This window comes from Mycobacterium simiae, assembly GCF_010727605.1.
In the GTDB taxonomy this organism is placed as follows: domain Bacteria; phylum Actinomycetota; class Actinomycetes; order Mycobacteriales; family Mycobacteriaceae; genus Mycobacterium; species Mycobacterium simiae.
In genome coordinates this window covers 1,832,163-1,858,050 of sequence record NZ_AP022568.1, presented here as the reverse complement: position 1 = coordinate 1,858,050, position 25,888 = coordinate 1,832,163, and the positions used below count along the sequence as shown (strand labels likewise).

Below are 25,888 nucleotides of genomic sequence, written 5' to 3'. Positions count from 1 at the left end.
CTGTTAGGCTGCTCTGGCTGCCGGTTGCGAGTCGGGGGGCTTGTGATAGGGCGAAATGCCCGGTCAGCCGGTGAGAAGCGAAAGAAACTGCAGAGTCCACACCCGAAAGAAAGCCCTGTGCCCAGCCGAGAGACCACGGGCGAGATCAAAGGCGAGATCAAGGCCCTGACGGGACTCCGCATCGTCGCCGCCGTGTGGGTCGTGCTGTTTCACTTCCGGCCGATGCTCAGCGACATCTCGCCCGATTTCCGGGAAAGCCTCGCGCCGGTACTCAACTGCGGCGCGCAGGGCGTCGACCTGTTCTTCATCCTCAGCGGGTTCGTGTTGACGTGGAACTACCTGGACCGGATGGGCCGGTCCTGGTCGACGCGGGCCACCCTGCACTTCTTGTGGTTGCGGCTGGCCCGGGTGTGGCCGGTGTACCTGGTGACCCTGCACCTGGCGGCCCTGTTGGTGATCCTGTCGCTGCACGTGGGACACGTCCCGCTGCCCGAAGCCAGCGATCTCACCGCTATCAGCTATGTGCGTCAGGTGTTGCTCGTGCAGTTGTGGTTCGAGCCGTTCTTCGACGGGACCAGCTGGGATGGGCCGGCCTGGTCGATCAGCGCGGAATGGCTGGCCTACCTGCTGTTCGGCGTGCTGGCGCTGGTGGTGTTCCGGATGAAGCTGGCAACCCGGGCGCGGACTCTGATGTGGCTGGCTGTGGCGGCCTCGCTGCCGCCGGTGGTGCTGCTGTTGGCCAGCGGGCACTTTTACACCCCGTGGAGCTGGCTGCCGCGGATCGTGACGCAGTTCGCCGCGGGCGCGCTGGCCTGCGCGGCCGTCCGCCGATTACGGCTGACCGAGCGTGGCCGCCACATCGCCGGCTACGTCTCCCTGCTGCTGGTGGCCGCGGTCGTGGGCGTCCTGTACTGGTTCAGCACCCACCCGATCAGCGGTGTCGTGGAGAACGACAGCGGCGGGGTGGTCGACGTGCTGTTCATTCCGCTGGTGATCACGCTGGCGGTCGGCCTGGGCAGCCTGCCGAGGCTGCTGGCCACCCGGGTGATGGTCTACGGCGGGCAGATCTCGTTCTGCCTGTACATGGTGCACGAGCTGGTGCACACCACGTGGGGATGGGCGGTCGAGCAGTTCGAACTCAAGCCCTGGGAGTCCGACTCGCCCTGGAAGTGGAACATTCTCGGCCTCATCGTGATCGCTCTGACGCTGTCCAGCCTGCTGTACCACGTCGTCGAGGAGCCGGCCCGACGCTGGATGCGCCGGATGGTCGATGTCCGGCCCGCGAATCCGCCGACCGAGTCCGGGGAACCGGCCAAGGTGCGTCCCATCGACGGCGGGCTGGACTCGGTCTCCGCCCGCGCGGTGTGATCACGGCCTCATTTCCCTGACGAATCATGCTGTGCCCCACGACCTCTCGGGGCCGTATTCGGCTGTGGTAGGCGCGTCGCACTGGTAGTTTGTCCTGTGCTGATCGCGTTGCATCACAGCGAAACCGGGGACAGGGGGAGGCACGCGTGAGTCGACTGGCCGCGTTCGCCGTGAATCTCGCCCTGGTGGCCGCGATGATCGGGGCCGTGACGCACCACCCGGGTACGCGCGGCTACGACGTCGTTACGCGGGGCTCGCGGCTTTCCCACATCGCGGTGGTCGGCGACTCCTACACCACCGGCACTGACTTGGGCGGCCTGGGACCGAAGGCATGGACCGCGCTGACCTGGCAGGCACTCACCAAGCGGGGGATGCAGATCGCCCCCGACGTCGCGGCCGAGGGCCGGGCCGGTTACGTCGTGCCCGGCGACCACGGCAGCATCTTCGAAGACCTCACCGCGCGGGTGGCCAAGTCCGAGGATGTGCTGGTGGTGTTCTTCGGCTCCCGCAACGACCAGGGCTCCGATCTCGGCCTACTGGCCGGACGGGTCCGCGACACCTTCACCCTGGCCCGCATCCTGGCTCCGTCAGCGCGATTCCTGGTGATCGGTCCGCCCTGGCCGACCGCCGACGTGCCCGCCGACATCCTGCAGATTCGCGACGTACTGAACTCCGAGGCGCACGCCGCGGGAGCGGCGTTCGCCGACCCGATCAGCGCGCGGTGGTTCGTCGACCGTCCCGACCTGATCGGACCGGACGGGGTGCACCCCAACGACGCTGGACATCGATACATGGCCGACAAGATCGCACCGCTGATTCGCACCCAACTGCTCACCTAGCACAGCAGCGAGATTTTCGCCGACCTGGCCGTCAAAGCATCAGTCGCGCAACGGATTTCGCGTCAACAAAGGCGCTAGTCTTCGGCGTGCCGCTCGTAGTCCCACTGTTCCAGGCGTGCTTGCAGGTGCATCAACCCAATTCCGGCGACTGGCGTAACAGCCGCGATGCAGACCAGCAACAGCGGGGACATTTCAAACCTCCAAAACCCTTTCATTCCTAACACGTTCGGTTTTCCCGTGGGGTTCATTTGCAAAGAAAGTCATCGCAACGTCATCCGTCCGTTATGGCCTGATCGACCAGTGCACCCAGCACCGGTGCGAGCAGTTGTGCGTATTCGGTTGTGACGTGGTTGTCGTCCCGAAACACCAGGGTGTTACCGATGATTACCGGGCAGCGCTGCGCGGTGCAGAACAGGTCGGTGAGGTCGGCATAGTGGCCGCCGTTCCCGGTGGTCGCCGTCCGCTCCGCGGCGATGCCGCCGTCGTTGACCGCGACCGACCGGCCCGGTGCACACGCGGCGGCGTCGTCCAGATGCCCGGACAGGCAGGTGGGCACTGGGGCTTGCGGGTCCGGGGCCGGACCGAGGACCAGCACGGTCGCCCCGGAGCGGCGCAGCTGCCCCACGGTGCGGCCCAATGTGTCGATCCACGCCGGATCGTAGGACGCGAAACCGAAATCGTCGCCGTAGCGCCGACTCATGTCCAACACCACCAGGCGTGGATGTTCGGTGGCTACCCGGGCCAGCACCTGGCCGCGCCACTGTTCGCACTCGGTGTACTCGCGCCCCAGATACGGGCTGTCGATGGGCAGGTCCTGCACCGGACAGGTCACCTTGGCCATCGTCTCCAGTCGCCAATGCCGCTGCTCGGCCACCTGCTGCAGGGCCGGGTTCCACATCGCCGCGTGCGAATCACCAATCAGGGCAACCGTTGTCGGCGAACCGATGTCGCCCGCCGCGCACTCGGCTTGGCCGATGTCGCGCCAGGACCGCACACAGCCGTTGACAAACACGGCGGCCTTGTCGCCCGGTGCCGCGGCGAGCGGCGGGTCCAGGTTGGCTGGTACGGCATGCAGGTCCGCCCCCGCCGCGACGGCACCGCGCACCTGCGCGAAGGCCTGCTGCACGACGGCCTCGCGCGGATCGGCGGCGTGCGGATTGGCTGACGGCAGCGCCAAAATGGTGGCTTTCGAGGCGGCCGGGCCGTGACCGACCGGAACCGGAATTAGCGTCAGCAACACCATGCATGCCGACGCGGTGACCGCGCTGGCGACCCCGGCGACGATCAAACTCGCCTTCGCCGAGCGGCGCAGGGCCGCGGCGAACCGGCCGGGATTCTCCACCAGATGGAAGGTCACCACCGCGAGGCCGGCAGAAACGGCGGTCGCGGCCAACCGGGCCGGTAAGCCGGCCGGGTCGCCCAACAGCTGCGGCATCAGCAACAGCACCGGCCAGTGCCACAAATACCAGGAGTAGGACACCCGCCCGACGGCGCGCATCGACGGCCGGCACAGCAGGCGGCCGACACCTAGGCTGCCGGTCGCGCTTCCGGCCCCGATCACCAGCGCGGTGCCCAACACGGGCAGCAGCGCCGCGGTTCCGGGATAGGGAGTGGCCGGTCCCAGCTGGGTGCAGGTCAGCCCGATCAGCGCCAGGCCGCCCCACCCGACGATCGCCGCCGGCAGCAGCGGCAGCCGCCGCCACTGCTGGATCGACAGCGCCACCAGGCCGCCGGCGGCCAGCTCCCACGCGCGGGTGGGCAGCGAGAAGAACGCCCACGGCGGGGAGGTGCGGGTGCACAGCACAGCCGCCGTCAGCGAGGCGGCGGCGACCGACGCCAGCACCATCGCGTACGGCCACGCCCGCGCCTGGGAATCGGGCCTGGAATCGGGCCTGGAATCGGGATTGGAATCGGGATTGGAATCGGGATTGGCGGCGCGGCGCACCCGACCGACCAGCCAGGCGGTCACGATGATCAGCACCGGCCACACCAGATAGAACTGTTCCTCCACGCCGAGCGACCAGTAGTGCTGGAACGGCGACGGCACGCCCGCGGTCAGGTAATCGGTGCCCTGGATGGCGAACCGGTAGTTGCCGACGTAAAGCGCGCTAGCGATGCCGTCGAGGAAGACGTCGCGCGCTTGCAGCGGCGGCAGCACGGCGGCCGCCACGACAGCGGTCAGCACGGCGACGGTAGCGGCGGCCGGCATCAGGCGGCGGGCGCGGGCACCGTAAAAGCGGCCCAGCGCAACGGTATTTGAGGTGCTGACCTCGCGCCAGAGCAGACCGGTAATGAGGAAGCCGGAGATCACGAAGAAGACGTCGACGCCGATGAAACCGCCACCGGTGCCGGGCACGCCCGCGTGATAGAGCACCACGGCCATCACCGCGACCGCCCGCAAACCCTCGATGTCCGGGCGGAAGCCGCGTCGCGGTATGTGTCGGTTGGGACTACCACCCGCTTCCGGGGGCGGGTTGGCGATGGTTTCCTGCCGGACTGCCATGCCTTTGTTGGGGTGCCTCCGCTAGGTTGCCAGCCAGGAAAGCTCGCCGGGTAATTGCAAACGCCACCACGTCATGTCATGGCCGCCGACCGTGAAGCTTACCGCCGGAGGCGTTTTGAGTTGGCTCACGAATTGGCGTGTCGCCGGATAGAAACGGTCGAATGTGCCGCAGTCCACCCGCAGCGGAATCTGTGACAGCGCGGGCAGACCCATCACGCTGTTCGTCATCCAGTCCTCTTCGCTGTCAAACGCTTTGGGTGCGCAGTCGGCGTAGGAGGTGTACAGCGCCGGGCTGATCGCGCAGATCCCCGCGGTCCGCGACGGCCCCAGCTTGGCGCCCAGGTGCAGGGCTCCGTAGCCGCCCATGGACCAGCCCATGAAGCCCACCCGGGAGGTGTCTAGGCCCATCGATCCCAGCATCGGCAGCAGCTCGTCGAGGACCATCGCGCCGGAGTCGGTGCCGTCGGCCCGCTTGTGCCAGTAGGAGTCGCTGCCGCCGTCGACGCCGACCACTGCGAACGGCGGCTTGCCCTCCTTGACCAGCCGGGCCAGCGCGTCCTCGACACCGCAGTCGAGCATCATGTTCGCGTCGCCGTCCTTGCCGTGCAGCGCGATCACGGGGCGCAGCAATCCGCTCTGCGAGGTGTGACCGGGGGGCAGCGCGATCACCCAGTTGGTCTGCACACCGCCGCGCGCCTTGGAGTTGAACGACCCGGTGAGTCGGCTGGGCAGATTGCTGCTCGCGGTCGACGGTTCGAATGGGGACGGCAACGGCGCCGCTTGGGGTGCGAGCGGGTCCAGCCAGGCGCTCAAAGCCCACGCGCCCGCGGCCGCGACGCTGGCACTGGCGCCCATTCGCAGCACCGCGCGGCGGTTGAGATCAGGCACGACGTGATAATGCCGGCCGCGCCGCACTTTGTTGACCCCGTCGCGAAGTTTGGAAGGGCATTGTGATGCGGCAGTCATCGCGCGGTTACGCACGCCCTCCGCCCGCGCCCGCCGGGTATGCGGATGGAATCTGGCAGGTTTCAACCCTCGCACGCCGCCTCGGGCTTCGGCACGCTGGACCTTTCGTGCACGGCTTGTAAGAGCGAAAGAGGATTTGGATGAGCTTGTCGTTTCACTGGTTTCTGCCGACGTACGGGGATTCCCGAAACCTCGTCGCGGGCGGGCACGGCACCGCGATGCACGGCGACCGGCCCGCGACTCTGCGCTACCTGCACCAGATTTGCGCCGCCGCCGAAGACAACGGTTTCCAGGCCGTACTCACCCCGACCGGATTGTGGTGTGAGGACGCCTGGCTGACGACGGCGACGCTGATCGAGCGCACCGAAACCCTGAAGTTTTTGGTCGCGTTTCGCCCCGGGTTGCTCAGCCCCACCCTGGCCGCCCAGATGGCCGGCACCTTCCAGCGGCACTCACAGGGACGGCTGCTGCTCAACGTCGTCACCGGTGGCGAACCCCACGAGCAGCGGGCGTACGGCGACTTCCTGGACAAGCAAGCGCGATACGCCCGCACCGCCGAGTTCTTGGATGTGGTGCGCCAGCTGTGGACCGCCAAAGAGCCGGTGACGTTCGCCGGTGAGTACATCCACGTCGAGGGCGCGCAGCTCAACAACCCGCCCGACCCGGTGCCCGCGGTGTTCTTCGGCGGCTCGTCCGGATCGGCCGGGCCGGTGGCGGCCAAGTACGCCGACGTCTACCTCACCTGGGGTGAACCGTTGGCGGCGGTCGGCGAGAAGCTGGACTGGATTCGCGGGCTGGCCGCCCAAGCCGGCCCTGCCGGCCGGACGCTGCAGTTCGGTTTGCGCATCCACGTGATCAGCCGGCCCACCGCCGCGGAGGCGTGGGCGGAGGCTGACCGCCTGCTCGCGGCCATCGACCCCGCGGATATCGAGCGGGTACAGAGCAGCCTGGCGCGCAGTGAATCCGAGGGGCAGCGTCGCATGCTGGACCTGCACGGCGGCAAGAGCGGCGAGCTTCTCGTCGCCCCCAACCTGTGGGCCGGTGTCGGCCTGGTACGCGGCGGCGCGGGCACCGCCCTGGTCGGGTCGCACGAAGAGGTGGCCGAGCGGCTGATCGAATACGCCGGCCTCGGCATCGACCACTTCATCCTGTCCGGCTACCCGCACCTGGAAGAGGCGTATTGGTTCGGCGAAGGCGTGCTGCCGCTGCTGGAACGCCGGGGCGTATGGAAGCACCCCAACCGCAAGTCCCAGCCGGCGGCGGCGACGCCGTTCGCGGCCGCGTCGGCGCAGTAGTCGTGGCGACAACCCTGCCCGCTGGGGCCGGAGCGGCGGGCGAGGCCGCAGCGGAGGCCGCCGACGAGTCCGACGAAGACCGCCGTCGGCGCCTGCGCACCGTCGTCGCGGCCAGCCTGCTGGGCACCACCGTCGAGTGGTACGACTTTTTCCTCTACGCGACCGCCGCCGGCCTGGTGTTCAACAAGGTGTTCTTTCCCGACGCCAGTTCTCTGATCGGCACACTGCTGGCGTTTGCGACGTTCGCGGTCGGATTCGTGATGCGGCCCATCGGCGGCCTGGTGTTCGGGCACATCGGGGACCGCATCGGGCGCAAGCGCAGCCTCGCGTTGACCATGCTGATCATGGGTGGGGCGACGGCGCTGATCGGGGCGCTACCGACGGCCGCCCAGATCGGGGCCTGGGCGCCGGTCCTGTTGCTGGCGCTGCGGGTGCTGCAGGGCTTCGCGCTCGGCGGTGAGTGGGGCGGCGCGGTGCTGCTGGCCGTCGAACACAGCCCCGGCGACCGGCGCGGCCGCTACGGCGCCATCCCGCAGGTCGGCCTGGCGCTGGGGCTGGCGTTGGGCACCGGCATCTTCGCGGTTCTGCAGGTGACCCTGGGGCCGGCGCGGTTTCTGGCGTACGGCTGGCGCATCGGCTTCCTGCTCAGCATCGTGCTGGTGGTGATCGGCGTGCTGGTGCGCCTGCGGGTGGACGAGACCCCGGCGTTTCGACAGCTGCGCGACCTGGAGGCCGCGGCCACCGTGCCGATCCGCGACATCGTCCGCGAACCCCGTTCCCGGCGAAACACGGTGCTGGGACTGCTGTCTCGCTGGGCCGAGGGCTCGGCGTTCAACACCTGGGGGGTCTTCGCGATCAGCTATGCCACCGGCGCGCTGGGCTTCAACAAGGTGTCGGTGCTGATCGTGGTGACCATCGCCGCCCTGCTGATGGCGGTGCTGCTGCCGGTGTCGGGAGCGCTGACCGATCGCTACGGCGCCCGCCGGGTGTATCTGGCTGGCGTCGCCCTGTACGGGGTCGCGGCGTTCCCGGCGTTCGCCTTGTTCGGCACCAGGAACCTGCTCTGGTTCGGGCTGGCGATGGTCTTGGTGTTCGGCGTCGTGCACGCGCTGTTCTACGGGGCGCAGGGCACCCTGTACTCGTCGCTGTATCCCACCGGCACCCGTTATACCGGCTTGTCGTTCGTCTACCAGTTCTCCGGGGTGTACGCCTCCGGGGTCACTCCGATGATCCTGACCGCGCTGATCGCGGCCGTCGGCGGTGCGCCGTGGCTGGCGTGCGGGTATCTGGTGGCGACGGCGGTGATCAGCGTGATCGCCACGGCGCTGATCCGCGACGCGGACCTGTACTTCTGACCTAGCGGCCGGTTGCTGCCGAGGGTGAACCCGGCTAGCGTCCGGGGATGTCGCGCACGCCGGGCCCAGCCGCCGAGGCCCAGGACCCGAGCGCGCGGTCGGTGTCCGATCATCAACTGCGCCAAGGACTTTCACAGCGGCAGCTGAGCATGATCGCGCTCGGCGGGGTGATCGGCGCCGGGTTGTTCGTCGGGTCCGGGGTGGTGATCGGCGATACCGGGCCGGCCGCGTTTCTGACCTACGCGCTGTGCGGCGTACTGGTCGTGCTGGTGATGCGGATGCTGGGCGAGATGGCGGCCGCGAACCCGTCGACCGGTTCATTCGCCGACTACGCGGGCGCGGCGCTGGGCGGCTGGGCCGGGTTTTCGGTGGGCTGGCTGTATTGGTACTTCTGGGTGATCGTCGTCGGGTTCGAGGCCGTCGCCGGCGGCAAGGTCCTCAACTACTGGTTCCACGCCCCGCTGTGGGTGTTGTCGCTGTGCCTGATGGTGTTGATGACGGCGACGAATCTGTTCTCGGTGACCTCGTTCGGCGAGTTCGAATTCTGGTTCGCCGGAATCAAAGTCGCGACCATCGCGGTCTTCCTCGGCGTCGGCACGGTGTTCGTGCTCGGGCTGTGGCCCGGCCACGGCGGCGGGTTCGCCAACCTGACCGCCCACGGCGGCTTCTTTTCCAACGGCGTCGGCGCCGTCTTCGCCGCGATCGTCGTGGTGATCTTCTCCATGGTGGGTGCGGAGATCGTCACCGTCGCCGCGGCCGAGAGCCGCGACCCCGTGCGGGCCGTGCAGCGGGCGACCAGGTCGGTGGTCGCACGGATCGGGATTTTCTTCGTCGGTTCGGTGTTCCTGCTCGTCGCGATGCTGCCGTGGAATTCGGTGGAACCGGGCGCCTCGCCGTACGTCGCCGCGTTCAAGCAGCTGGGGCTGCCCGGTGCGGATCAGGTGATGAATGCGGTCGTGCTGACCGCGGTGCTGTCCTGCCTGAACTCCGGCCTCTACACGGCCTCACGCATGCTGTTCGTCCTCGCCGACCGGCACGAGGCGCCGCTGCGGCTGGTCAAACTCAGCCGCCGCGGGGTGCCGCACCTTGCCATCTTGGGCTCGTCGGCGATCGGGTTCCTCTGCGTCATCATGGCGTGGCTGGCGCCGCACACGGTGTTTCTCTTCCTGCTCAACTCCTCGGGCGCAATCATCTTGTTCGTCTACTGGCTGATCGCGCTGTCGCAAATTCTGCTGCGCCGCCGCACCCCGACCGCGCAGCTGCGGGTGAAGATGTGGTTTTTCCCGGTGCTGTCGATCCTCACGCTGGCCGGCATCACCGCGGTGCTGGTGGGAATGGCGTTCGACTCCTCGGCACGCAGCCAGCTGTGGCTGAGTCTGCTGTCGTGGGCAGTGGTGCTGGCGATCTACGTCCTCATCCACCGCCGCCGCCGGGGCCGAGCCGGTTAACCCGTCTTTGTGAAGAGCGCCGCCTGCTCGAACGGCAGCCGGGCGAACACCCTGCGCACCCCGTTGCTCACCTGCGCGGCGGCTTCGTCGCGGCTGACGATCTGCGGGGCGGAAATGCCGAACGTCTTGCCGTGGCGGCGCATCTGCCCGCCGCCCGCCGCCTTGAGGTTCTTCAGCCAGTCCCGGTCGGGACCGTAGGTCAGCAGCACCGCGATTGCGGGCTTGCCGTCGACGGTGGCGTCGAACGCACTCACCGGGGTGCGGAAGTGCTTGCCGGACTTTCGTCCGGTGTGCTCGATGATGGCGTACGCGGGGGCCCAGCCGGCCCACAGCCGTTGAATCGGGTTGGTGACGTGCCGGTTGAACCGGGCCAGCCGCTGCGGAAGTTGCATAATCTCATCCAACTCGTCCGGCGCGGGTGACATCAAGATGCGGCGTCGAGTCTTACACCCTGTAGTTGGTCGCCTCGCTGAGGCTGGAACACTGGTCGCATGGCTAGCAGTGACCAGGCAATCGCCCGCACCCGGGGCGCGGTGACGGCGTCGGCGCAGCTCTTCTCCGACGCATGCGCGGTCATCCCCGGTGGCGTGAACTCGCCGGTGCGGGCCTTCACCGCGGTCGGCGGGACGCCGCGCTTCATCACCGAGGCGAAGGGCTGCTGGCTCACCGACGCCGACGGCAACCGCTACGTCGACCTGGTCTGCTCGTGGGGACCCATGATCCTCGGCCACGCGCACCCGGCCGTGGTCGATGCCGTCACCCGGGCGGCCGCGACGGGATTGTCGTTCGGGGCGCCGACGCCGCGGGAGACCGAGCTGGCCACCGCGATCATCGACCGGGTCGCCCCGGTCGAGCTGCTTCGCTTCGTGAACTCTGGCACCGAGGCCACCATGAGCGCGGTGCGGCTGGCTCGCGGTTTCACCGGCCGGGCCAAGATCATCAAGTTCTCCGGTTGCTACCACGGGCACGTAGACGCGCTGCTCGCCGACGCGGGCTCCGGGGTGGCGACGCTGGGTTTGTGTGACGATGCGTCGCGCCCGGCTCCGCCGGGGTTGCGATCGCCACGGGGTCTGCCGTCTACGCCCGGCGTCACCGGCGCCGCCGCGGCCGACACCATCGTGTTGCCCTACAACAACATTGACACGGTCCGGGAGACCTTCGCCCAGTTCGGCGATCAGATCGCCGCGGTGATCACCGAGGCCAGCCCCGGCAACATGGGTGTCGTCCCGCCGGCACCGGGCTACAACGCGGCGTTGCGTGCGATCACCGCCGAGCACGGCGCGCTGCTGATCATCGACGAAGTGATGACGGGCTTCCGGGTCAGCCGAAGTGGTTGGTACGGAATCGATCCGGTCGCCGCCGACCTGTTCACCTTCGGCAAGGTGATGAGCGGCGGGCTGCCGGCCGCCGCGTTCGGTGGACGGGCCGAGGTGATGGAACGGCTGGCACCGCTGGGGCCGGTGTATCAGGCCGGCACGCTGTCCGGGAACCCCGTCGCGATGGCCGCCGGTCTGGCCACGCTGCGCGCCGCCGATGACGCCGGCTACGCCACGCTGAACGCCAACGCCGACCGACTCGCCGGGCTGTTCACTGAATCGCTGACCAATGCCAGTGTGCCGCACCAGATTTCGCGGGCCGGCAACATGCTCAGTGTGTTCTTCACCGACACCCCGGTCACCGACTTCGCCTCCGCGCGCGCCAGCCAGACCTGGCGTTATCCGCCGTTCTTCCACGCCCTGCTGGACGCGGGCGTGTACCCGCCGTGCAGCGCCTTCGAGGCGTGGTTCGTCTCGACCGCCCTCGACGACACCGCGTTCGAGCGCATCGCGGAGGCGCTGCCCGGCGCCGCCCGCGCGGCCGCCAGCGCCACCGAGGCGAAGTCCTGATGGCCGAACAAACCCGCGTGCACGTGATGCGGCACGGCGAAGTGCACAATCCCGACGGCATCCTCTACGGGCGGCTGCCTGGGTTCCACCTGTCCGAGCGGGGCAGGGCGCAGGCGCAGGCGGTGGCCGACGCGCTGGCCGGGCGCGACATCGTCGCGGTCATCGCCTCCCCCCTGCAGCGGGCCCAGGAGACCGCCGCGCCCATCGCGGACAAGCACGGGCTGACCATCGACACCGATCCCGATCTGATCGAATCGGCGAACTTCTTCGAGGGCCGCCGGGTCAGCCCCGGCGACGGGGCGTGGCGGGACCCGCGGGTGTGGTGGCAGCTGCGCAACCCGCTGCGACCGTCCTGGGGGGAGCCCTACCGTGAGATCGCCGACCGGATGGCGACCGCGGTGGACAAGGCCCGCGCCCGCGGCGCCGGCCACGAAGTGGTGTGCGTCAGCCACCAACTGCCGGTGTGGACGCTGCGGCTGCACCTGACCGGCCGCCGGCTATGGCACGATCCGCGGCGACGCGAATGCGACCTCGCCTCGCTGACCACCCTGGTCTACGAGGGCGACCGGCTGGTGGACGTCGAATACTCCCGACCGGCGCCATGAGCCGACGGTGGCCGGTGCTCGCCGGGGCGGTGTTGGCGATCTCCGGATTGCTGACCGGCTGCTCGGCCGGTCACGACGCCGTCGCCCAGGGCGGCACCTTCGAATTCGTCTCGCCCGGCGGCAAGACCGACATCCGTTACGACCCGCCCGCCAGCCGCGGCCGGCCCGGGCCGCTGTCTGGGCCCGACCTGGCCGACCCGTCGCACACGCTGTCGTTGGATGACCCGATCTTCGCGGGCAACGTCGTCGTCATCAACGTTTGGGGACAGTGGTGCGGACCGTGCCGCGCCGAGGTCACCCAATTGCAGCAGGCCTACGACGCCACCCGGGGCTCCGGGGCGTCGTTTCTGGGCATCGACGTCCGCGACAACAACCGGCAGGCCGCCCTGGACTTCGTCAACGATCGCGCCGTGACCTACCCGTCGATCTACGACCCGGCCATGCGCACACTGATCGCCTTCGGCGGCAAATACCCCACCACCGTCATCCCGTCCACGCTGGTGCTGGATCGGCAACACCGGGTGGCGGCGGTATTTCTGCGCGAGCTGCTGGCCTCCGACCTGCAGCCCGTCGTGCAGGGGTTGACCCGGGAGGCACCGCCGGGCCTGAAGACCTCGGAACAGCCGGGTTCGTCGCGATGACCGGGTTCGCGCACACCGCGGCCGCCGGGCCGTTGCTGCTGGCGCTGGGCGCCTGCGTGCTGGCGGGCCTGGTGTCTTTCGCCTCGCCGTGCGTGGTGCCGCTGGTGCCCGGCTATCTGTCGTATCTGGCCGCGGTGGTAGGTGTCGGCGAGCAGCCGGAACACGGTGTGGTCGAAGCTGTGCCGGCGGGCCGGTGGCGAGTCGCGGGGTCGGCGCTGCTGTTCGTCGCCGGCTTCACCGCGGTGTTCGTGCTGGGGACCGTGGCCGTGCTCGGCATGACGACGACGCTGATCACCAACCAGCTGCTGCTGCAGCGGGTCGGGGGCGTGCTGACCATCGTGATGGGGCTGGTGTTCGTCGGTCTGATCCCGGTCCTGCAGCGCCAGCTCCGGTTCAGCCCGCAGCAGCTGACGACCGTCGCCGGGGCCCCGGTGCTGGGCGCGGTGTTCGCGCTCGGCTGGACGCCGTGCCTGGGGCCGACGCTGACCGGCGTGGTCACCGTGGCCTCGGCGACTGAGGGGGCGAACATCGCTCGCGGGATTCTGCTGGTGATCGCCTACTGCCTGGGGTTGGGCATCCCGTTCGTGCTGCTGGCGTTCGGTTCGGCGCGAGCGGTCGCCGGGCTGGGCTGGCTGCGACGGCACAGCCGAAGCATCCAGGTCTTCGGCGGTGCGCTGCTGATCGCGGTCGGCGTGCTGCTGGTCACCGGGGTGTGGAACGACTTCATCTCCTGGGTACGCGACGCCTTCGTGTCGGACGTGAGGTTGCCGATTTGATCCCGCTGGCACTGGCGTACCTGCGTAACACCTGGCGCGCGTTGACCTCGATGGGCACCGCGTTGGTGCTGCTGTGCCTGCTGGCGCTCGGCGCGATTCCCGGCGCGTTGTTGCCGCAGCGCAGCCTCAACGCCGGCAAGGTCGATGAGTACCTGGCCGCGCATCCGACGATCGGGCCCTGGCTGGATCGGGTGCAGGCCTTCGAGGTGTTCTCCAGCTTCTGGTTCACCGCCATCTACGTGCTGCTGTTCGTCTCGCTGGTCGGCTGCCTGACCCCGCGGATGCTCGAGCATGCCCGCAGCCTGCGGGCCACCCCCGTCGCCGCCCCCCGCAATCTGGCTCGGCTGCCCAAGCACGCCGAGGCGACGCTGACGCGGGCCGACGAGGCTGACCTGAATGCCGTCGCCAACACGATCGCCGGGCGGCTGCACGGTTGGCGCACCGCGATCCGCCACCACGGCGGCACCGAAACGGTCCCCGAAACTGTCCCCGAAACTGTCGAGGTGTCGGCCGAGAAGGGCTACCTGCGCGAGTTCGGCAACATCGTCTTCCATTTCTCGCTGCTGGGCCTGCTGGTCGCGGTGGCCGTCGGCAAGCTGTTCGGTTACGAGGGCAACGTGATCGTCATCGCCGACGGCGGCCCGGGGTTCTGTTCGGCCTCGCCGGCCGCGTTCGACTCGTTCCGCGCCGGCAACACCGTCGACGGTACATCGCTGCATCCAATCTGCTTGCGGGTCAACAATTTTCAGTCGCACTACCTGCCGTCCGGGCAGGCCACGTCGTTTGCGGCCGACATCGACTACCAGGACGGCGCCGACCTGGCCGCGGGCACTTGGCGGCCGTACCGCCTCGAGGTCAACCACCCGCTGCGGGTCGGCGGTGACCGGGTGTACCTGCAGGGGCACGGCTATGCGCCCAGCTTCACCGTCACCTTCCCCGACGGGCAGCAACGGACCTCGACCGTGCAGTGGCGGCCCGACAACCCGCAGACCCTGCTCTCCTCCGGTGTGGTGCGCATCGACCCGCCTGCCGGCAGCTACCCGAGCGCGGCCGAGCGTCGCCAACACGAGATCGCGATCCAGGGGCTGCTGGCACCCACCGAGCAACTGGACGGCACCCTGCTGTCGTCGCGGTTCCCGGCGCTGAACAACCCCGCGGTGGCCATCGACATCTACCGGGGCGACACCGGCCTGGATACCGGGCGCCCGCAGTCGCTGTTCACCCTCGACCACCGGCTGATCGAGCAGGGCCGGCTGACCAAGGAGAAGCGGGTGAACCTGCGTGCCGGCCAACAGGTGCGGCTCGACCAGGGTCCGGCCGCGGGCACCGTCATCCGCTTCGACGGGGCCGTGCCGTTCGTCAACCTGCAGGTCTCCCACGATCCAGGTCAGGTGTGGGTGCTGGTCTTCGCGATCACGATGATGGCCGGCCTGCTGGTGTCACTGCTGGTGCGTCGGCGCCGAATATGGGTCCGCCTGACCGCGGTCCCGGCAGGCGGGGCGGACGTCCCCGCAGCGGCTCCCGGTACGGTGAACGTCGAGCTGGGCGGTTTGGCCCGCACCGACAACTCCGGGTGGGGCGACGAGTTCGAGAAACTCACCGCACGCTTGTTGACCGGCCTCGACTCCGGCGCAGGCCGGGCCGACGACCCAGCGTCCCGAAGGAGCTCTCAGGTGGACGTCACATGAACACGCTGCACGTCAACATCGGCCTGGCGCGCTACTCCGATTGGGCGTTCACCTCGGCGGTGGTGGCGCTGGTGGTCGCGCTGCTGCTGTTGGCGTTCGAGCTGGCTTACGTCGGCGGCCGGCGGGCGGACAGCCGGGCGCGGGTCCTGGCCGGCGGAGTCAGCGCCGACAGTGCCATCCCCGGCATTGTCGACGACGGCTCGGGACGGCCGCTCGACGAACGCGTTGGTCGGGCCGGGCTGGCGGTCGCATACCTCGGCATCGGCCTGCTGTTCATCTGCCTGGTGCTGCGCGGCCTGGCCACCATGCGGGTGCCGTGGGGCAACATGTACGAGTTCATCAACCTCACCTGCCTGTGCGGCTTGATCGCCGGCGCGGTTGTGCTGCGCCGTCCGCAATTTCGGCCGCTGTGGGTGTTCCTGCTGCTGCCGGTGCTGATCCTGCTTACCGTCTCCGGTCGCTGGCTCTACACCAACGCCGCGCCCGTGATGCCGGCCTTGCAGTCCTATTGGCTGCCCATCCACGTCTCGGTGGTCAGTCTGGGCTCCGGCGTCTTTCTGGTCGCCGGTGTCGCCAGCATCCTGTTCTTGCTGCGCACCTCCCCGCTCGGGGAACCGGCCGCCGACGACGAACCCGAGCGTCCCCTGGGCCGGCTGGTGCGGCGGTTGCCCGACGCGCAGACCCTGGACCGCATCGCCTACCGGACCACTATCTTCGCGTTCCCGGTGTTCGGGTTCGGGGTGATCTTCGGGGCCATCTGGGCCGAGGAGGCCTGGGGCCGGTACTGGGGCTGGGACCCCAAGGAAACGGTGTCTTTCATCGCGTGGGTGGTCTACGCGGCATACCTGCACGCCCGGTCGACCGCGGGCTGGCGGGACCGCAAGGCCGCCTGGATCAACGTGGTCGGATTCGTGGCGATGGTCTTCAATCTGTTCTTCGTTAACCTGGTCACCGTGGGCCTGCATTCGTATGCCGGCGTGGGCTGACGATTCTGGAAGCGACACCGCAACGAGGGGGAATGCACGTGTCTGAGCAATCCAATAGCGGCGTGGGGGCGCCCGAACATCCGACGACGGAGCTGTCGCCGCAGGAGTCCGCGCCGCACCCCGGCAACGCGGCGGCCAATCCCGGCGCCGACGCACCGACGCGGGCCTTCGCCGGATTCCGAACCGAGCGTCGGGGCCCCGCGACCGAGCGGCGCGAAGCGCTGCCCGCGCCGCCGCCGGGCGGGATGCCGCCGTGGGATTCCACCCCGGTGACCGGCATCCCGCGCGTCGATCCGACCGCCTACGGCGCGTACTACAACGGTCGGGCCGAGGCTGCGCCCCAAGCGCCCCAAGCCCCGTACCGCCCCGAGCACCTGCCGCACACGCCGTACCCGGAGCTGTCCACCGGCATGCTGCTGCGGCCGATCAAGCCGCCGCCATCGGAAGGCTGGCGCCGGTTGGTCTACGTGCTGTCCGGCCGGACCATCAACCTGGGTGAGAGCCCGCGGGCCGCCCGGCAGAACAACTTGGTGGCGCAGGTCAACCGGCCGCTGCGCGGCTCCTACCGCGTCGCGGTGATCTCGCTGAAGGGCGGCGTCGGCAAGACCACCATCGCGGCCGCGTTGGGCGCCACGTTCGCCGCCATCCGGGGTGACCGGGTGGTGGCCGTCGACGCCAACCCGGACCGCGGCACGCTGAGCCAGAAGATCCCGCTCGAGACCGCCGCCACCGTGCGCCAGTTATTACAGGACGCCGGCACCGTCGAGCGCTACAGCGACGTACGGCGCTACACCTCGAAGGGGCCCAGCGGTCTGGAAATCCTGGCTTCCGACAGCGATCCGGCCGTCTCGAAGGCATTTGACGCCGATGACTACAGCCGGGTCCTGGGCATCCTAGAGCGCTATTACGGTCTGGTGATCACCGACTGTGGACCGGGTTTGCTGCACTCGGCGATGTCGTCGGTGCTGGAGAACGCCGATGCTCTGATCGTGGTGAGTTCGGGCTCGATCGACGGCGCGCGCAGCGCGTCGGCGACGCTGGACTGGCTGGACGCCCACGGCCACGAAACGCTGGTCCGTAACTCGATCGCGGTTATCAACGCGGTGCGGCCGCGCACCGGCAAGGTCGACATGAACAAGGTCGTCGATCATTTCTCGCGGCGCTGCCGCGCGGTGCGGTTGGTGCCCTACGACGCCCATCTCGACGAGGGCGCCGAGATCCATGTCGATCAGTTGCGGCGCGAAACGCGGGAGGCCTTCACCGCGCTGGCTGCCGCTGTGGCAGAAGGCTTTCCGGGAGAACAGCCCAATTTAGGGGTCGCATAGCCGGCATAACCGCGATCAGTACGGGTTGTTGTCGCCGTTTCCCAACCGGCGCAGGAAGTCTGGATCGTCGTCGGGTCCGATGACACGCGTCTTCGGCCGCTGGGCCTGCGATCGCGCCGCGCGCCAGCCAACGTAGATCAGCGTCCCTAAAACCAGGACGACCACCAGGTAGAGCACTAAACACCTCCTTTGAGCGAATATACTCGCGCCGTAGGCTCGTGCTGTGTCAGAAGAGCCGAGCGACAACAGCACTGGGGACAGCGCACCAGATCACGTTCGGGATCGCGTCCTGATCGACGTCTTGCTTTACGCCGGGGCGCGGTTGCTCTTGGCGGTGGTACTGACCGGAGTGATTTATCTCGCGGCGCAATTGTTGGGGGTCACTCCGTTCCCCGTTGTCGTCGCGGCGTTGTTCGCGTTGATCATCGCGATGCCGTTGGGTATCTGGGTCTTCACGCCGCTGCGGCAGCGGGCCACCGCCTCGTTGGCCGTCGCCGGCGAGCGGCGTCGCAGCGAACGTGAACAGCTGCGGGCCCGGTTGCGCGGCGAGGACGCAGCAAAGTCCGGAGACGATTCCGATGCGAACTGAGCTCAGCCGTTGGGCATCCGCACGACCTGTGCGGCGTAGCTGAGCCCCGCACCGTAACCGATCAGCAGCGCGAGATCGCCGGGCTTGGACGCCCCGGTGTCCAGCAGTTCGGCCATCGCCAGCGGTATGGAAGCCGCGGACGTGTTTCCGGTGTGCTCAATGTCGTTGGCGACGATCGCGTCCGCCCGCAGGTCGAGATTTTTGGCCAGCACTTCGTTGATGCGCGCGTTGGCCTGATGCGGGATGAACACGTCGATCTGGTCGGACCTGACGCCCGCGGCGTCCATCGCCTGACGCCCGACTTTGCCCATTTCGAATGCGGCCCAACGGAAGACCGCGCTGCCCTCCAGCCGCAGGAACGGGCGCGGGCCGGTTGGGTTCTCGGTGTAGGCGATCCAGTCGATGTCCTGGCGGATGGCCAACGCTTGCTCGCCGTCGCTGCCCCAGACCGTCGGCCCGATTCCTTGCTCGGCCGTCTGGCCGACCACGACCGCCGCGGCGCCGTCGGCGAAGATGAAGCAGTTGCTGCGGTCGAGCATGTCCACGGTCGGGGAGAGTTTTTCCGAACCGATCACCAGCATCTTGGCGACACTGCCGCCGCGAATCATGTCGGCGGCGACGCCAACCGCATAACCGAAGCCGGCGCAGCCGGCCGAGACGTCGAATGCGGGCACGCCGGCGGTGCCCAGGGCCGACGCGACCGCGGGGGCGCTGGCGGGCGTCTGCAGAAACTGGGTGCTGGTCGCCACGATGACGCCGTCGATGTCGCCGGCCGACAGCTCCGCGCGTGCTAGCGCCTGCCGGCTGGCCTCGATCGCCATCGACGCGACCGATTCGTCGCGGGCGGCGAAGCGGCGCGTCTTGATGCCGGTGCGGCTGTAGATCCATTCATCGGAGGAGTCGATGTTCTGGCACAGCTCCTCGTTGGTGACGACCCGCTCCGGGCGGTATGCGCCGACGCTGAGCAGTCCGATGTTGCTGGGTCCGCTGGCCGCGGCGGCGATCTGCTGCATAACGCTCCTCGCTCGGAGTCATCCCGCTATGGATGTAAGGGGGGCCACATCCGACGCTAACGCTTGTTGTCACAATTCGCGGAGGTCTTCGCGAACGAGGGCCGTGCGTGAGCTTCCCGGCGGCCGCTTTCAGCGGGTGTGCGTGCACGGCGACGACACGCCGAGCGAGCTCACCCGCAGCGCACATTGAACGCCAGGACTGCACACCGAACGCCAGGACCGCACACCGAACGAGGCCGGCTGCGCCTCAGCGCCCCAGCGTCAGCGCCGCTGCGACCGCGACCGCCCACACCAGCATCGTCAGGCCGGTATCACGCAGCACCGGGATGAGCTCTGGACCGCTTCGGCCGGATCGCACCGGCCGGGCCGCGCGCACGGCCAACGGCGTGGCGATCAACCCGACCTCGCACCATGGCGTCGCCAGCATCAGCACCAACGTCAATGCCCCGGCGGTAGCCAGCAGGCCTTGGTAGAACAGCCGAGTGCGGGCGTCGCCGAGACGGACCGCGAGCGTGATCTTCTGCGCCTGCGTGTCGGTCGGGATGTCGCGCAGGTTGTTGGCGACCAGGACCGACGACGACAGCGCGCCCGTCGCCACCGCCAGCGTCAGCCCTACCCAGTCCACCCGCAGCGCCTGGGTGTACTGCGTGCCCAGCACGGCGACCAGGCCGAAGAACACGAACACCGCGACCTCGCCAAAACCGGCGTAGCCGTAGGGGCGCGACCCGCCGGTGTACAACCAGGCGCCGGCGAGGCAGACCACCCCGACCGCGATCAGCCACGGCGCCGACAGCAGCGCCAACGCCAGACCCGACACCGCGCCGACGGCAAGCGCGCACACTGCGGCCGTGAGCACCGATCGCGGCGTGGCCAGCCGCGAGCCGACCAGCCGTGCCGGCCCAGTCCGGACGTCATCGGTGCCCCGAACACCGTCGGAGTAGTCGTTGGCGTAGTTGACGCCGACGGTCAGCGCGAGCGCGACGGCCAACGCCAGCAAGGCTTTCCACCACACGGCGGACTGCAGCCACGCTGCGGCCCCGGTGCCCGCCACCACCGGTGCGACCGCGTTGGGCAGCGTCCGCGGCCGGGCACCTGAGATCCACTGCGCAAAATTGGCCACCAGGGCATCCTGCCCTATGCACCACAATGGGCGGATGCCCGCCGGTGACGAGGTAAAGCGGAGCGATGCGGGGCCACCTCCCGCGTGCGGGGGAGAGGAGCGGCAACACAGATGCTCGCGGTGATCGGCGGCAGTGGCTTCTACACGTTCTTCGATTCCGACGTCCGCGACGTCGCGGTGGACACCCCCTACGGGGCGCCCGCCGCTCCCATCACGCTGGGCACCATCGGCGACCACGAGGTCGCATTCCTGCCGCGGCACGGCGCCCGGCACGAATACTCGGCGCACACCGTGCCCTACCGCGCCAACATGTGGGCGCTGCGCGCCCTGGGCGTCCGACGGATCTTCGCGCCGTGCGCGGTGGGCAGCCTCAAACCCGCCTACGGGCCGGGCACCGTGGTGGTACCCGATCAATTGGTGGATCGCACCAAGGGCCGCGCCGACACCTACTTCGATTCCGGTGCCATCCACGTCGACTTCGCCGACCCGTACTGCCCGACCTTGCGGTCGGCGGCCGCCGGGCTGCCTGACGTGGTCGACGGCGGCACCATGGTGGTGATCCAGGGGCCGCGGTTTTCCACCCGCGCCGAAAGCCAATGGTTCGCCGCGGCAGGTTTCGCGTTGGTCAACATGACCGGGTATCCCGAGGCAGTACTGGCTCGCGAACTCGAAATGTGCTATGCAGCAATCGCTTTGGTGACCGATCTGGACGCCGGTGTCAGCGCCGGCGAGGGGGTGAAGACGGTGGATGTGCTGGTGCAATTCGAGAAGAACATCGAGGCGTTCAAGAAGTTGGTGCGCGACGCGATCGGCCGAGTGGCCACCGAGCGCGGCTGCACGCACTGCCTGGCGCACACCGGGGTGACGCTGCCGATCGAGCTGCCATGAGGGTGCTGCTGACCGGCGCGGCCGGCTTCATCGGCTCGCGGGTCAACGCGGCGCTGCACGCAGCCGGTCACGAGGTGATCGGTGTCGACATGTTGCTGCCGGCCGCCCACGGCCCAAAATCGGTGCTACCGAAGGGATGCCATCGGGTCGACATCCGCGACGGCGAAGCGCTGGCCCCGCTGCTGGACGGCGTCGACCTGGTGTGTCACCAGGCCGCGATGGTGGGCGCCGGCGTCGACGCGGCCGACGCCCCCGCCTACGGCGGCCACAACGACTACGGCACCACGGTGTTGCTGGCGCAGATGTTCGCCGCCGGAGTGCAACGACTGGTGCTGGCGTCGTCGATGGTGGTCTACGGGCAGGGCCGATATCACTGTCCCGCACACGGATTGGTGGAACCGCTGCCGCGGCGGCGGGCGGATCTCGACGCCGGGACGTTCGAGCATCGCTGCCCACTCGGCGGCGAGGAGCTGTCCTGGCGGCTGGTCGACGAGGACGCCGCCCTGCGCCCGCGCAGCCTGTATGCGGCCAGCAAGACGGCCCAGGAACACTACGCCTTGGCCTGGTCGGAGTCGGCGGGCGGCTCGGTGGTGGCGTTGCGCTACCACAATGTCTACGGTCCCGGTATGCCGCGCGACACCCCCTACTCCGGGGTGGCGGCGATCTTTCGGTCCTCGTTGGAAAAGGGAGAATCGCCAAGGGTTTTCGAGGACGGCGGCCAGATGCGCGACTTCGTCCACGTCGACGACGTCGCCGCCGCTAACCTGGCGGCCGTCGCGCACGTGTCGGCGGCGGGTGGGCCCGGCTTCACCGCGGTCAACGTCTGCTCGGGGCGGCCCATCTCGATCCTCGACGTGGCCGCCGCCCTATGCGAGGCGCGCGCGGAGGCGCTGTCCCCGGTGATCACCGGGCAGTATCGCAGCGGCGACGTGCGTCATATTGTCGCTGATCCGGCACGTGCGGCCGAGGTGCTGGGTTTTCGCGCCGCAATCGATCCGCGCGACGGCTTACGGGATTTCGCGTTCGCTGCGCTGCGCTAGCGGGCTAAGACGGGTCCTGCGGGGGCCGGTAGATCTGCGGCTTGCTGAGGGGAATCTGCTGGGTGGCCGAGTCGTCGCCGCGGAAAATCCTTGGGGCGCCGGTCAGTTGCGGTATCACCGTGGTGGGCGATTCGCCGGTGTGAATGCGGGTCGTCGGCGCATCGGCGTTCTGCGCGGCGGCGCGTCGGCGAGCGGCCCGGCGGCGCCGGCGCAGCCGGGTGAAGTGTCCGGTGATGATCGCCGCCGCCAGGATAAACAGCGCCAGCGCGGACAGTGCCACGTCGAACGTGCTGGTGATCTGCTGCGCAAGGTCGTTTCCGTAAACCGGGTGCTGCGTGGCGTTGGGCGGTTCGGCGAACCGCGGCGCCAGCACCACACCCACAATGACCCGCGAAATGCTCAGTGCAGCAACAAGTCCGCATAGCGTCGTGATCGTTCTGGCGGCAACCGAGGCGTCGCGCAGTTTGGTTCGCAGCCACAGCGCCAGCGCCGCGGTGGCCGCGTCGAACACGGCCAGCACCACCGTGTCGTAGCGCGAATAGGGGTAGTTCAGGCTGGTCGCGACGGCGAGGTCGGTGATCCGCATGGCCACCGACCCCAGGCCCCATACGGCGATGAGCAGCAAGCCGGTTCGGGCCGCCGCGCGCCACGCGGTCTCCTCGGCCGACACGGTGCCGGCTCGGGCGAACAGGGTGCGGGGCACGAAAATGGCGGCGACCGCCGCCCAGGCCAGGTAGCCCTCGAATCCGACACCCGCGGTAGAGGTGTTTTGCGCGATGCCGTGGAACGCGTCGATGTCGCGGCCCACGGGCAGGAGCCAGACGATGATGCCGCCCACCAGCGCCGAGGCGCCCAACGCGATCGTCGCCAACCGCGATGCTCGCGTGTTCTGCAGCAGCCATCTGGAAGCGACCAGCACGGCGATCAAGGCCACCAGGCCGTAGACCACCGCCGTCGCGATGACGGCGATGTTCTGGGTTCCGAACCCGGCCGAACTACCCGTGTCGCTCAGCGCGTACTTGATGCGCCAGAACAGGGTGAAACCAACGCTGAGCACCGCGGCCAGCATCGAGGCGTAGCCGATGACGCGCGCCGCCCGGTGGCGGCCGTTCGCGCCGTCGCCGTCCGGAACCGCCCGGCCGTCAGCCGACTGCGCGCTCAGCAGCGCGCCGGCAACGCCGGCCCAGGCGCCCGGGCCGACACCGCCCGGCACGGTCACGGTGCCACCGAAACGGACGGTCTGGACCACGTCGAACCCGACGAACCCGAGCACCAGCAGCAAATAAGGAACGTTGAGCGCGAACCGCAGCCCGCGGCCCGGCGACCCGGAACCGGGCAAAGCGATGGCAATCAGCGACAGCACCGTCACGGCGATCAGCACCGCGAACAGCGTCCCGTTGCTGTCGGGAATCCCGAGACCGAAGTACAGGTTCCACGGCAGCAGCGTCGCGATGACAAGCAGGACGGCGGCGGTCAGGTCGGCCACCACGTTGCGTGTGCCGGGCCGGCCCGCGGTCTGCGGGCCCGGAGCGGGCGCCGCGCCCCTGATGGGGCCGGTCGGCGGCTCGGCGCTGCTCTGGCTCACGGTTCCCCCCGGGTATCGAGGACGGTTACTGGCGGCACACTTTCGCGTCTGTGGCGGGGGAACCCCCTGCCGAGGCGACGTCGTTGCTTACTTGGAAACATAATCTCCGTTCGGGCGGCGCGGGAGTGGCGGAGAACGAGGGTCGCCCGAATGATGGTTACTGCCGACGGTATCGAAGTGTAATGATGCCGGGACATGCTGGTTCCGGGGTGGCCAGCCGAAGGAGAGCACGGATGGACGTCGTTCTGGGGGTTGCCGTCACGGGACCCGTTGCCCGCTTGGCGCTTGTCGGAGCGGGTACAGACGGCAGTGACGTGATCGACCAGTCCGTCGTCGATCTGGCTAACAACCCCGTCGAACAGCTAACAGAGACCGTGGTTGGCACGAATCGGCTGTTAGCGAACGAGAACCACCGATTGGTCGGCACCCGGGTGTGCTGGACCGATCATCCCGCCGCCGACCAGCTGCGCCAGGCGCTGGAGGATTCCGGTGTGCACAACGTTGGGCTGCTGTCGCAGTCGCAGGCGGTCACTGCCCTGATGCGTGCGGCCGGCCGCTCCGGCGGTGTGCTGGTCGTCGACGACAACACGGCGACACTGTCGGTGGTGGGGGAGGGAGACCCGGACGCGCCGCCCACGATGCTGGCTCAGGAGGCGCTCGCCGGTGACGCCGCCGGCACGCTCGACACCATGATGGCCCAGCTCGGCGGGCACCCGGACGCTCCGAGCGACGTGTATCTGGTGGGCGCTGGGCCGGATCTGGCCGGGGTGGCCGGCCAGCTTTCCGATGCGACCACGCGGGTGCGGATTCCCGAGGATCCCACGTTTGCGCTCGCCCGTGGTGCCGCGCTGGCGGCCGCGCCGGTGTCCGGTGATGCCACCGCGATGGCCCCGGCGGCCGCGCTCACCGGCGACGAGACCGCGATGGCCCCGGCGGCCGGGCTCACCGGCGACGAGACCGCGATGGCCCCCGCCGGCTTCGACGACCCCGGCGCAGCGGACCAACAGCTGGCCTATTCGCTGGCCGACGACGCGGACGATCTGCTTCCCGGCGAGTTGGACGAGTTCGACGACTACTACGACGACGATCCGAACGCCGAGACCGGCCCGCTGAAGCTCAGCCGGCGATCGTTGCTGGTGGGCAATGCCGTGGTGGCATTCGCCGTCATCGGCGTCGCGTCGCTGGCGGTCGCCGTGGTCGTCGCCGTGCGGCCGACAGCCAGCCAGCAGCCGGTGATCGGGCACCAGAACGCCGCGCCGGGCAAGTTCATGCCGCTGCTGCCGACGCAGCAGCAGGCGCCGGTGCCCCCGCCCCCGCCGGAGGCGCCGAACGCGGGGTATCAGGGCGGTTTCATTCCAGCCCCGGCCGTTGCGCCGGCCCCCGCCGCGCCCGCCGCGCCCGTTCCGGTCAACCCGGTGGCGCCGGGCCCCGGTCTGGTGCCCAACCCGAATGGGCCGATCCCGATTCCCGTCCCGATCATCGTTCCGTTCCCGGGATGGCGGCCGCAGCCACCGCCCTACGTGCCGCCATACACGCCGCCGACCACACCCACGCTGCCCACGACAACCACCACGCCGACCAACACGCCGACGACTACGCAGAACACGCCGACGACGACGGTAGCGCCGACCACCGCCCCCTCGACGACCGTCCCCTCGACGACGGTTGCGCCGACCACCGTCCCCTCGACGACGGTTGCGCCGAGCACCGTCGCCCCGACGACCGTGGCGCCGAGCACCGTCGCCCCGACGACCGTGGCACCGACGAAACAGCCGACCCAACAACCCACCCAACAGCAGCAGACCGTGGCCCCGAAGCCGCCGACGCAACAGCAGCAAACCGTGGCCCCGAAACCACCGACCGTGCAGCAGACCGCCCCGAAGCCCGTCGTACCGAGGTTGCCGTCCGGTGGGGGCGGTAGTGGCAGCGGCAGCGGCCGCTCCTCGTCCGGATTCTGACCGCGCGGCTACCG

At 69.1% G+C, this 25,888-nt stretch carries 23 protein-coding genes; 16 read left to right on the top strand and 7 right to left on the bottom strand.

Annotated features, from left to right (window positions below; genetic code table 11):
- The first annotated feature begins 117 nt into the window (after positions 1-117).
- Both G6N33_RS08580 and G6N33_RS08575 read left to right on the top strand, forming a co-directional pair.
- On the top strand, positions 118-1,368 hold the full coding sequence (locus G6N33_RS08580) for an acyltransferase family protein (RefSeq protein ID WP_044509707.1): 1,251 nt from the start codon (positions 118-120) through the stop codon (positions 1,366-1,368).
- Between the two features lie 146 nt (positions 1,369-1,514).
- Positions 1,515-2,207, top strand: a complete 693-nt coding sequence (locus G6N33_RS08575) for an Rv0518 family GDSL lipase (protein WP_044509708.1) — start codon at positions 1,515-1,517, stop codon at positions 2,205-2,207.
- Positions 2,208-2,478: 271 nt separating this feature from the next.
- Here G6N33_RS08575 and G6N33_RS08570 read toward each other — a convergent pair whose 3' ends face one another.
- Positions 2,479-4,590, bottom strand: a complete 2,112-nt coding sequence (locus G6N33_RS08570) for an acyltransferase family protein (protein ID WP_408632791.1) — start codon at positions 4,588-4,590, stop codon at positions 2,479-2,481.
- Positions 4,591-4,731: 141 nt separating this feature from the next.
- Positions 4,732-5,565, bottom strand: coding sequence for an alpha/beta hydrolase (locus G6N33_RS08565; RefSeq protein WP_232069473.1), 834 nt, complete (start codon positions 5,563-5,565; stop codon positions 4,732-4,734).
- A gap of 251 nt (positions 5,566-5,816) precedes the next feature.
- Here G6N33_RS08565 and G6N33_RS08560 point away from each other — a divergent pair, with 251 nt between their 5' ends.
- The 3 genes from G6N33_RS08560 (at position 5,817) to G6N33_RS08550 (ending at position 9,774) form a co-directional block, all read left to right on the top strand.
- Positions 5,817-6,971: an LLM class flavin-dependent oxidoreductase gene (locus tag G6N33_RS08560; RefSeq protein WP_044509709.1), complete on the top strand. Its 1,155-nt coding sequence runs from the start codon at positions 5,817-5,819 to the stop codon at positions 6,969-6,971.
- Positions 6,972-6,973: 2 nt separating this feature from the next.
- Entirely contained in the window at positions 6,974-8,326 is a 1,353-nt protein-coding gene (locus G6N33_RS08555; RefSeq protein WP_044512815.1) for an MFS transporter, read from the top strand.
- Positions 8,327-8,475: 149 nt separating this feature from the next.
- Positions 8,476-9,774, top strand: coding sequence for an amino acid permease (locus G6N33_RS08550; RefSeq protein WP_044512818.1), 1,299 nt, complete (start codon positions 8,476-8,478; stop codon positions 9,772-9,774).
- On the opposite strand, the gene G6N33_RS08545 is transcribed toward G6N33_RS08550, so the two are convergent.
- A complete protein-coding gene (locus G6N33_RS08545; RefSeq protein WP_044512819.1) occupies positions 9,771-10,166 on the bottom strand; it encodes a nitroreductase family deazaflavin-dependent oxidoreductase in 396 nt (131 codons plus the stop codon). The genes G6N33_RS08550 and G6N33_RS08545 overlap by 4 nt on opposite strands.
- A gap of 99 nt (positions 10,167-10,265) precedes the next feature.
- Here G6N33_RS08545 and hemL point away from each other — a divergent pair, with 99 nt between their 5' ends.
- From hemL to G6N33_RS08510, 7 genes are read left to right on the top strand one after another with little or no spacing between them, the layout of a single operon-like run.
- Positions 10,266-11,660, top strand: a complete 1,395-nt coding sequence (gene hemL / locus G6N33_RS08540) for a glutamate-1-semialdehyde 2,1-aminomutase (protein WP_044509711.1) — start codon at positions 10,266-10,268, stop codon at positions 11,658-11,660.
- The gene (locus G6N33_RS08535) at positions 11,660-12,265 is read left to right on the top strand and encodes a histidine phosphatase family protein (RefSeq protein ID WP_044509713.1); all 606 of its coding nucleotides are present in this window, start codon (positions 11,660-11,662) and stop codon (positions 12,263-12,265) included. The genes hemL and G6N33_RS08535 overlap by 1 nt, the downstream gene beginning before the upstream one ends.
- A complete protein-coding gene (locus G6N33_RS08530; RefSeq protein ID WP_044509714.1) occupies positions 12,262-12,906 on the top strand; it encodes a TlpA disulfide reductase family protein in 645 nt (214 codons plus the stop codon). Before G6N33_RS08535 ends, G6N33_RS08530 begins: the two co-directional genes overlap by 4 nt.
- On the top strand, positions 12,903-13,682 hold the full coding sequence (locus tag G6N33_RS08525; RefSeq protein WP_044509715.1) for a cytochrome c biogenesis CcdA family protein: 780 nt from the start codon (positions 12,903-12,905) through the stop codon (positions 13,680-13,682). Before G6N33_RS08530 ends, G6N33_RS08525 begins: the two co-directional genes overlap by 4 nt.
- Positions 13,683-13,732: 50 nt before the next feature.
- Positions 13,733-15,370, top strand: a complete 1,638-nt coding sequence (locus G6N33_RS08520) for a cytochrome c biogenesis protein ResB (RefSeq protein ID WP_081662386.1) — start codon at positions 13,733-13,735, stop codon at positions 15,368-15,370.
- The gene (gene ccsB / locus G6N33_RS08515) at positions 15,367-16,356 is read left to right on the top strand and encodes a c-type cytochrome biogenesis protein CcsB (protein WP_044509716.1); all 990 of its coding nucleotides are present in this window, start codon (positions 15,367-15,369) and stop codon (positions 16,354-16,356) included. Before G6N33_RS08520 ends, ccsB begins: the two co-directional genes overlap by 4 nt.
- 32 nt (positions 16,357-16,388) lie before the next feature.
- Entirely contained in the window at positions 16,389-17,681 is a 1,293-nt protein-coding gene (locus tag G6N33_RS08510) for a MinD/ParA family ATP-binding protein (protein WP_044509717.1), read from the top strand.
- A 15-nt stretch (positions 17,682-17,696) separates the two neighbouring features.
- Here G6N33_RS08510 and G6N33_RS08505 read toward each other — a convergent pair whose 3' ends face one another.
- Positions 17,697-17,858, bottom strand: coding sequence for a hypothetical protein (locus tag G6N33_RS08505; protein WP_101528195.1), 162 nt, complete (start codon positions 17,856-17,858; stop codon positions 17,697-17,699).
- 46 nt (positions 17,859-17,904) lie between these two features.
- Between G6N33_RS08505 and G6N33_RS08500 the strand changes: the two genes are divergently transcribed.
- Positions 17,905-18,270, top strand: a complete 366-nt coding sequence (locus G6N33_RS08500) for a DUF4229 domain-containing protein (RefSeq protein ID WP_044509718.1) — start codon at positions 17,905-17,907, stop codon at positions 18,268-18,270.
- Positions 18,271-18,272: 2 nt separating this feature from the next.
- On the opposite strand, the gene fabH is transcribed toward G6N33_RS08500, so the two are convergent.
- Together fabH and G6N33_RS08490 are read right to left on the bottom strand one after the other, a co-directional pair.
- Positions 18,273-19,283: a beta-ketoacyl-ACP synthase III gene (gene fabH, locus G6N33_RS08495; RefSeq protein ID WP_044509719.1), complete on the bottom strand. Its 1,011-nt coding sequence runs from the start codon at positions 19,281-19,283 to the stop codon at positions 18,273-18,275.
- A gap of 247 nt (positions 19,284-19,530) precedes the next feature.
- Positions 19,531-20,403 carry a 1,4-dihydroxy-2-naphthoate polyprenyltransferase gene (locus tag G6N33_RS08490; protein ID WP_044509720.1) on the bottom strand — a complete coding sequence of 291 codons (873 nt, stop codon included), beginning with the start codon at positions 20,401-20,403 and terminating at the stop codon, positions 19,531-19,533.
- A 111-nt stretch (positions 20,404-20,514) separates the two neighbouring features.
- Here G6N33_RS08490 and G6N33_RS08485 point away from each other — a divergent pair, with 111 nt between their 5' ends.
- On the top strand, positions 20,515-21,291 hold the full coding sequence (locus G6N33_RS08485) for an S-methyl-5'-thioadenosine phosphorylase (protein ID WP_044509721.1): 777 nt from the start codon (positions 20,515-20,517) through the stop codon (positions 21,289-21,291).
- The gene (locus G6N33_RS08480; protein ID WP_044509723.1) at positions 21,288-22,331 is read left to right on the top strand and encodes an NAD-dependent epimerase/dehydratase family protein; all 1,044 of its coding nucleotides are present in this window, start codon (positions 21,288-21,290) and stop codon (positions 22,329-22,331) included. The genes G6N33_RS08485 and G6N33_RS08480 overlap by 4 nt, the downstream gene beginning before the upstream one ends.
- Positions 22,332-22,335: 4 nt before the next feature.
- Here the strand turns inward: G6N33_RS08480 and G6N33_RS08475 are convergent, their stop codons facing one another.
- Positions 22,336-23,880 carry a DUF7937 domain-containing protein gene (locus G6N33_RS08475; RefSeq protein WP_179962703.1) on the bottom strand — a complete coding sequence of 515 codons (1,545 nt, stop codon included), beginning with the start codon at positions 23,878-23,880 and terminating at the stop codon, positions 22,336-22,338.
- A gap of 269 nt (positions 23,881-24,149) precedes the next feature.
- Between G6N33_RS08475 and G6N33_RS08470 the strand changes: the two genes are divergently transcribed.
- On the top strand, positions 24,150-25,874 hold the full coding sequence (locus tag G6N33_RS08470; RefSeq protein ID WP_044509725.1) for a hypothetical protein: 1,725 nt from the start codon (positions 24,150-24,152) through the stop codon (positions 25,872-25,874).
- Positions 25,875-25,888 lie beyond the last annotated feature (14 nt).

Coding starts and splice junctions, on each gene's coding strand:
- G6N33_RS08570 (WP_408632791.1), bottom strand. CDS start 4,590: ATGGCCGTGGTGCTCTATCACGCGGGCGTGCCCGGCACCGGTGGCGGT.
- G6N33_RS08565 (WP_232069473.1), bottom strand. CDS start 5,565: ATGGGCGCCAGTGCCAGCGTCGCGGCCGCGGGCGCGTGGGCTTTGAGC.
- G6N33_RS08560 (WP_044509709.1), top strand. CDS start 5,817: ATGAGCTTGTCGTTTCACTGGTTTCTGCCGACGTACGGGGATTCCCGA.
- G6N33_RS08550 (WP_044512818.1), top strand. CDS start 8,476: ATGATCGCGCTCGGCGGGGTGATCGGCGCCGGGTTGTTCGTCGGGTCC.
- G6N33_RS08545 (WP_044512819.1), bottom strand. CDS start 10,166: ATGCAACTTCCGCAGCGGCTGGCCCGGTTCAACCGGCACGTCACCAAC.
- hemL (WP_044509711.1), top strand. CDS start 10,266: ATGGCTAGCAGTGACCAGGCAATCGCCCGCACCCGGGGCGCGGTGACG.
- G6N33_RS08535 (WP_044509713.1), top strand. CDS start 11,660: ATGGCCGAACAAACCCGCGTGCACGTGATGCGGCACGGCGAAGTGCAC.
- G6N33_RS08530 (WP_044509714.1), top strand. CDS start 12,262: ATGAGCCGACGGTGGCCGGTGCTCGCCGGGGCGGTGTTGGCGATCTCC.
- G6N33_RS08525 (WP_044509715.1), top strand. CDS start 12,903: ATGACCGGGTTCGCGCACACCGCGGCCGCCGGGCCGTTGCTGCTGGCG.
- G6N33_RS08520 (WP_081662386.1), top strand. CDS start 13,733: ATGGGCACCGCGTTGGTGCTGCTGTGCCTGCTGGCGCTCGGCGCGATT.
- ccsB (WP_044509716.1), top strand. CDS start 15,367: ATGAACACGCTGCACGTCAACATCGGCCTGGCGCGCTACTCCGATTGG.
- G6N33_RS08510 (WP_044509717.1), top strand. CDS start 16,389: ATGCACGTGTCTGAGCAATCCAATAGCGGCGTGGGGGCGCCCGAACAT.
- fabH (WP_044509719.1), bottom strand. CDS start 19,283: ATGCAGCAGATCGCCGCCGCGGCCAGCGGACCCAGCAACATCGGACTG.
- G6N33_RS08485 (WP_044509721.1), top strand. CDS start 20,515: ATGCTCGCGGTGATCGGCGGCAGTGGCTTCTACACGTTCTTCGATTCC.
- G6N33_RS08480 (WP_044509723.1), top strand. CDS start 21,288: ATGAGGGTGCTGCTGACCGGCGCGGCCGGCTTCATCGGCTCGCGGGTC.
- G6N33_RS08470 (WP_044509725.1), top strand. CDS start 24,150: ATGGACGTCGTTCTGGGGGTTGCCGTCACGGGACCCGTTGCCCGCTTG.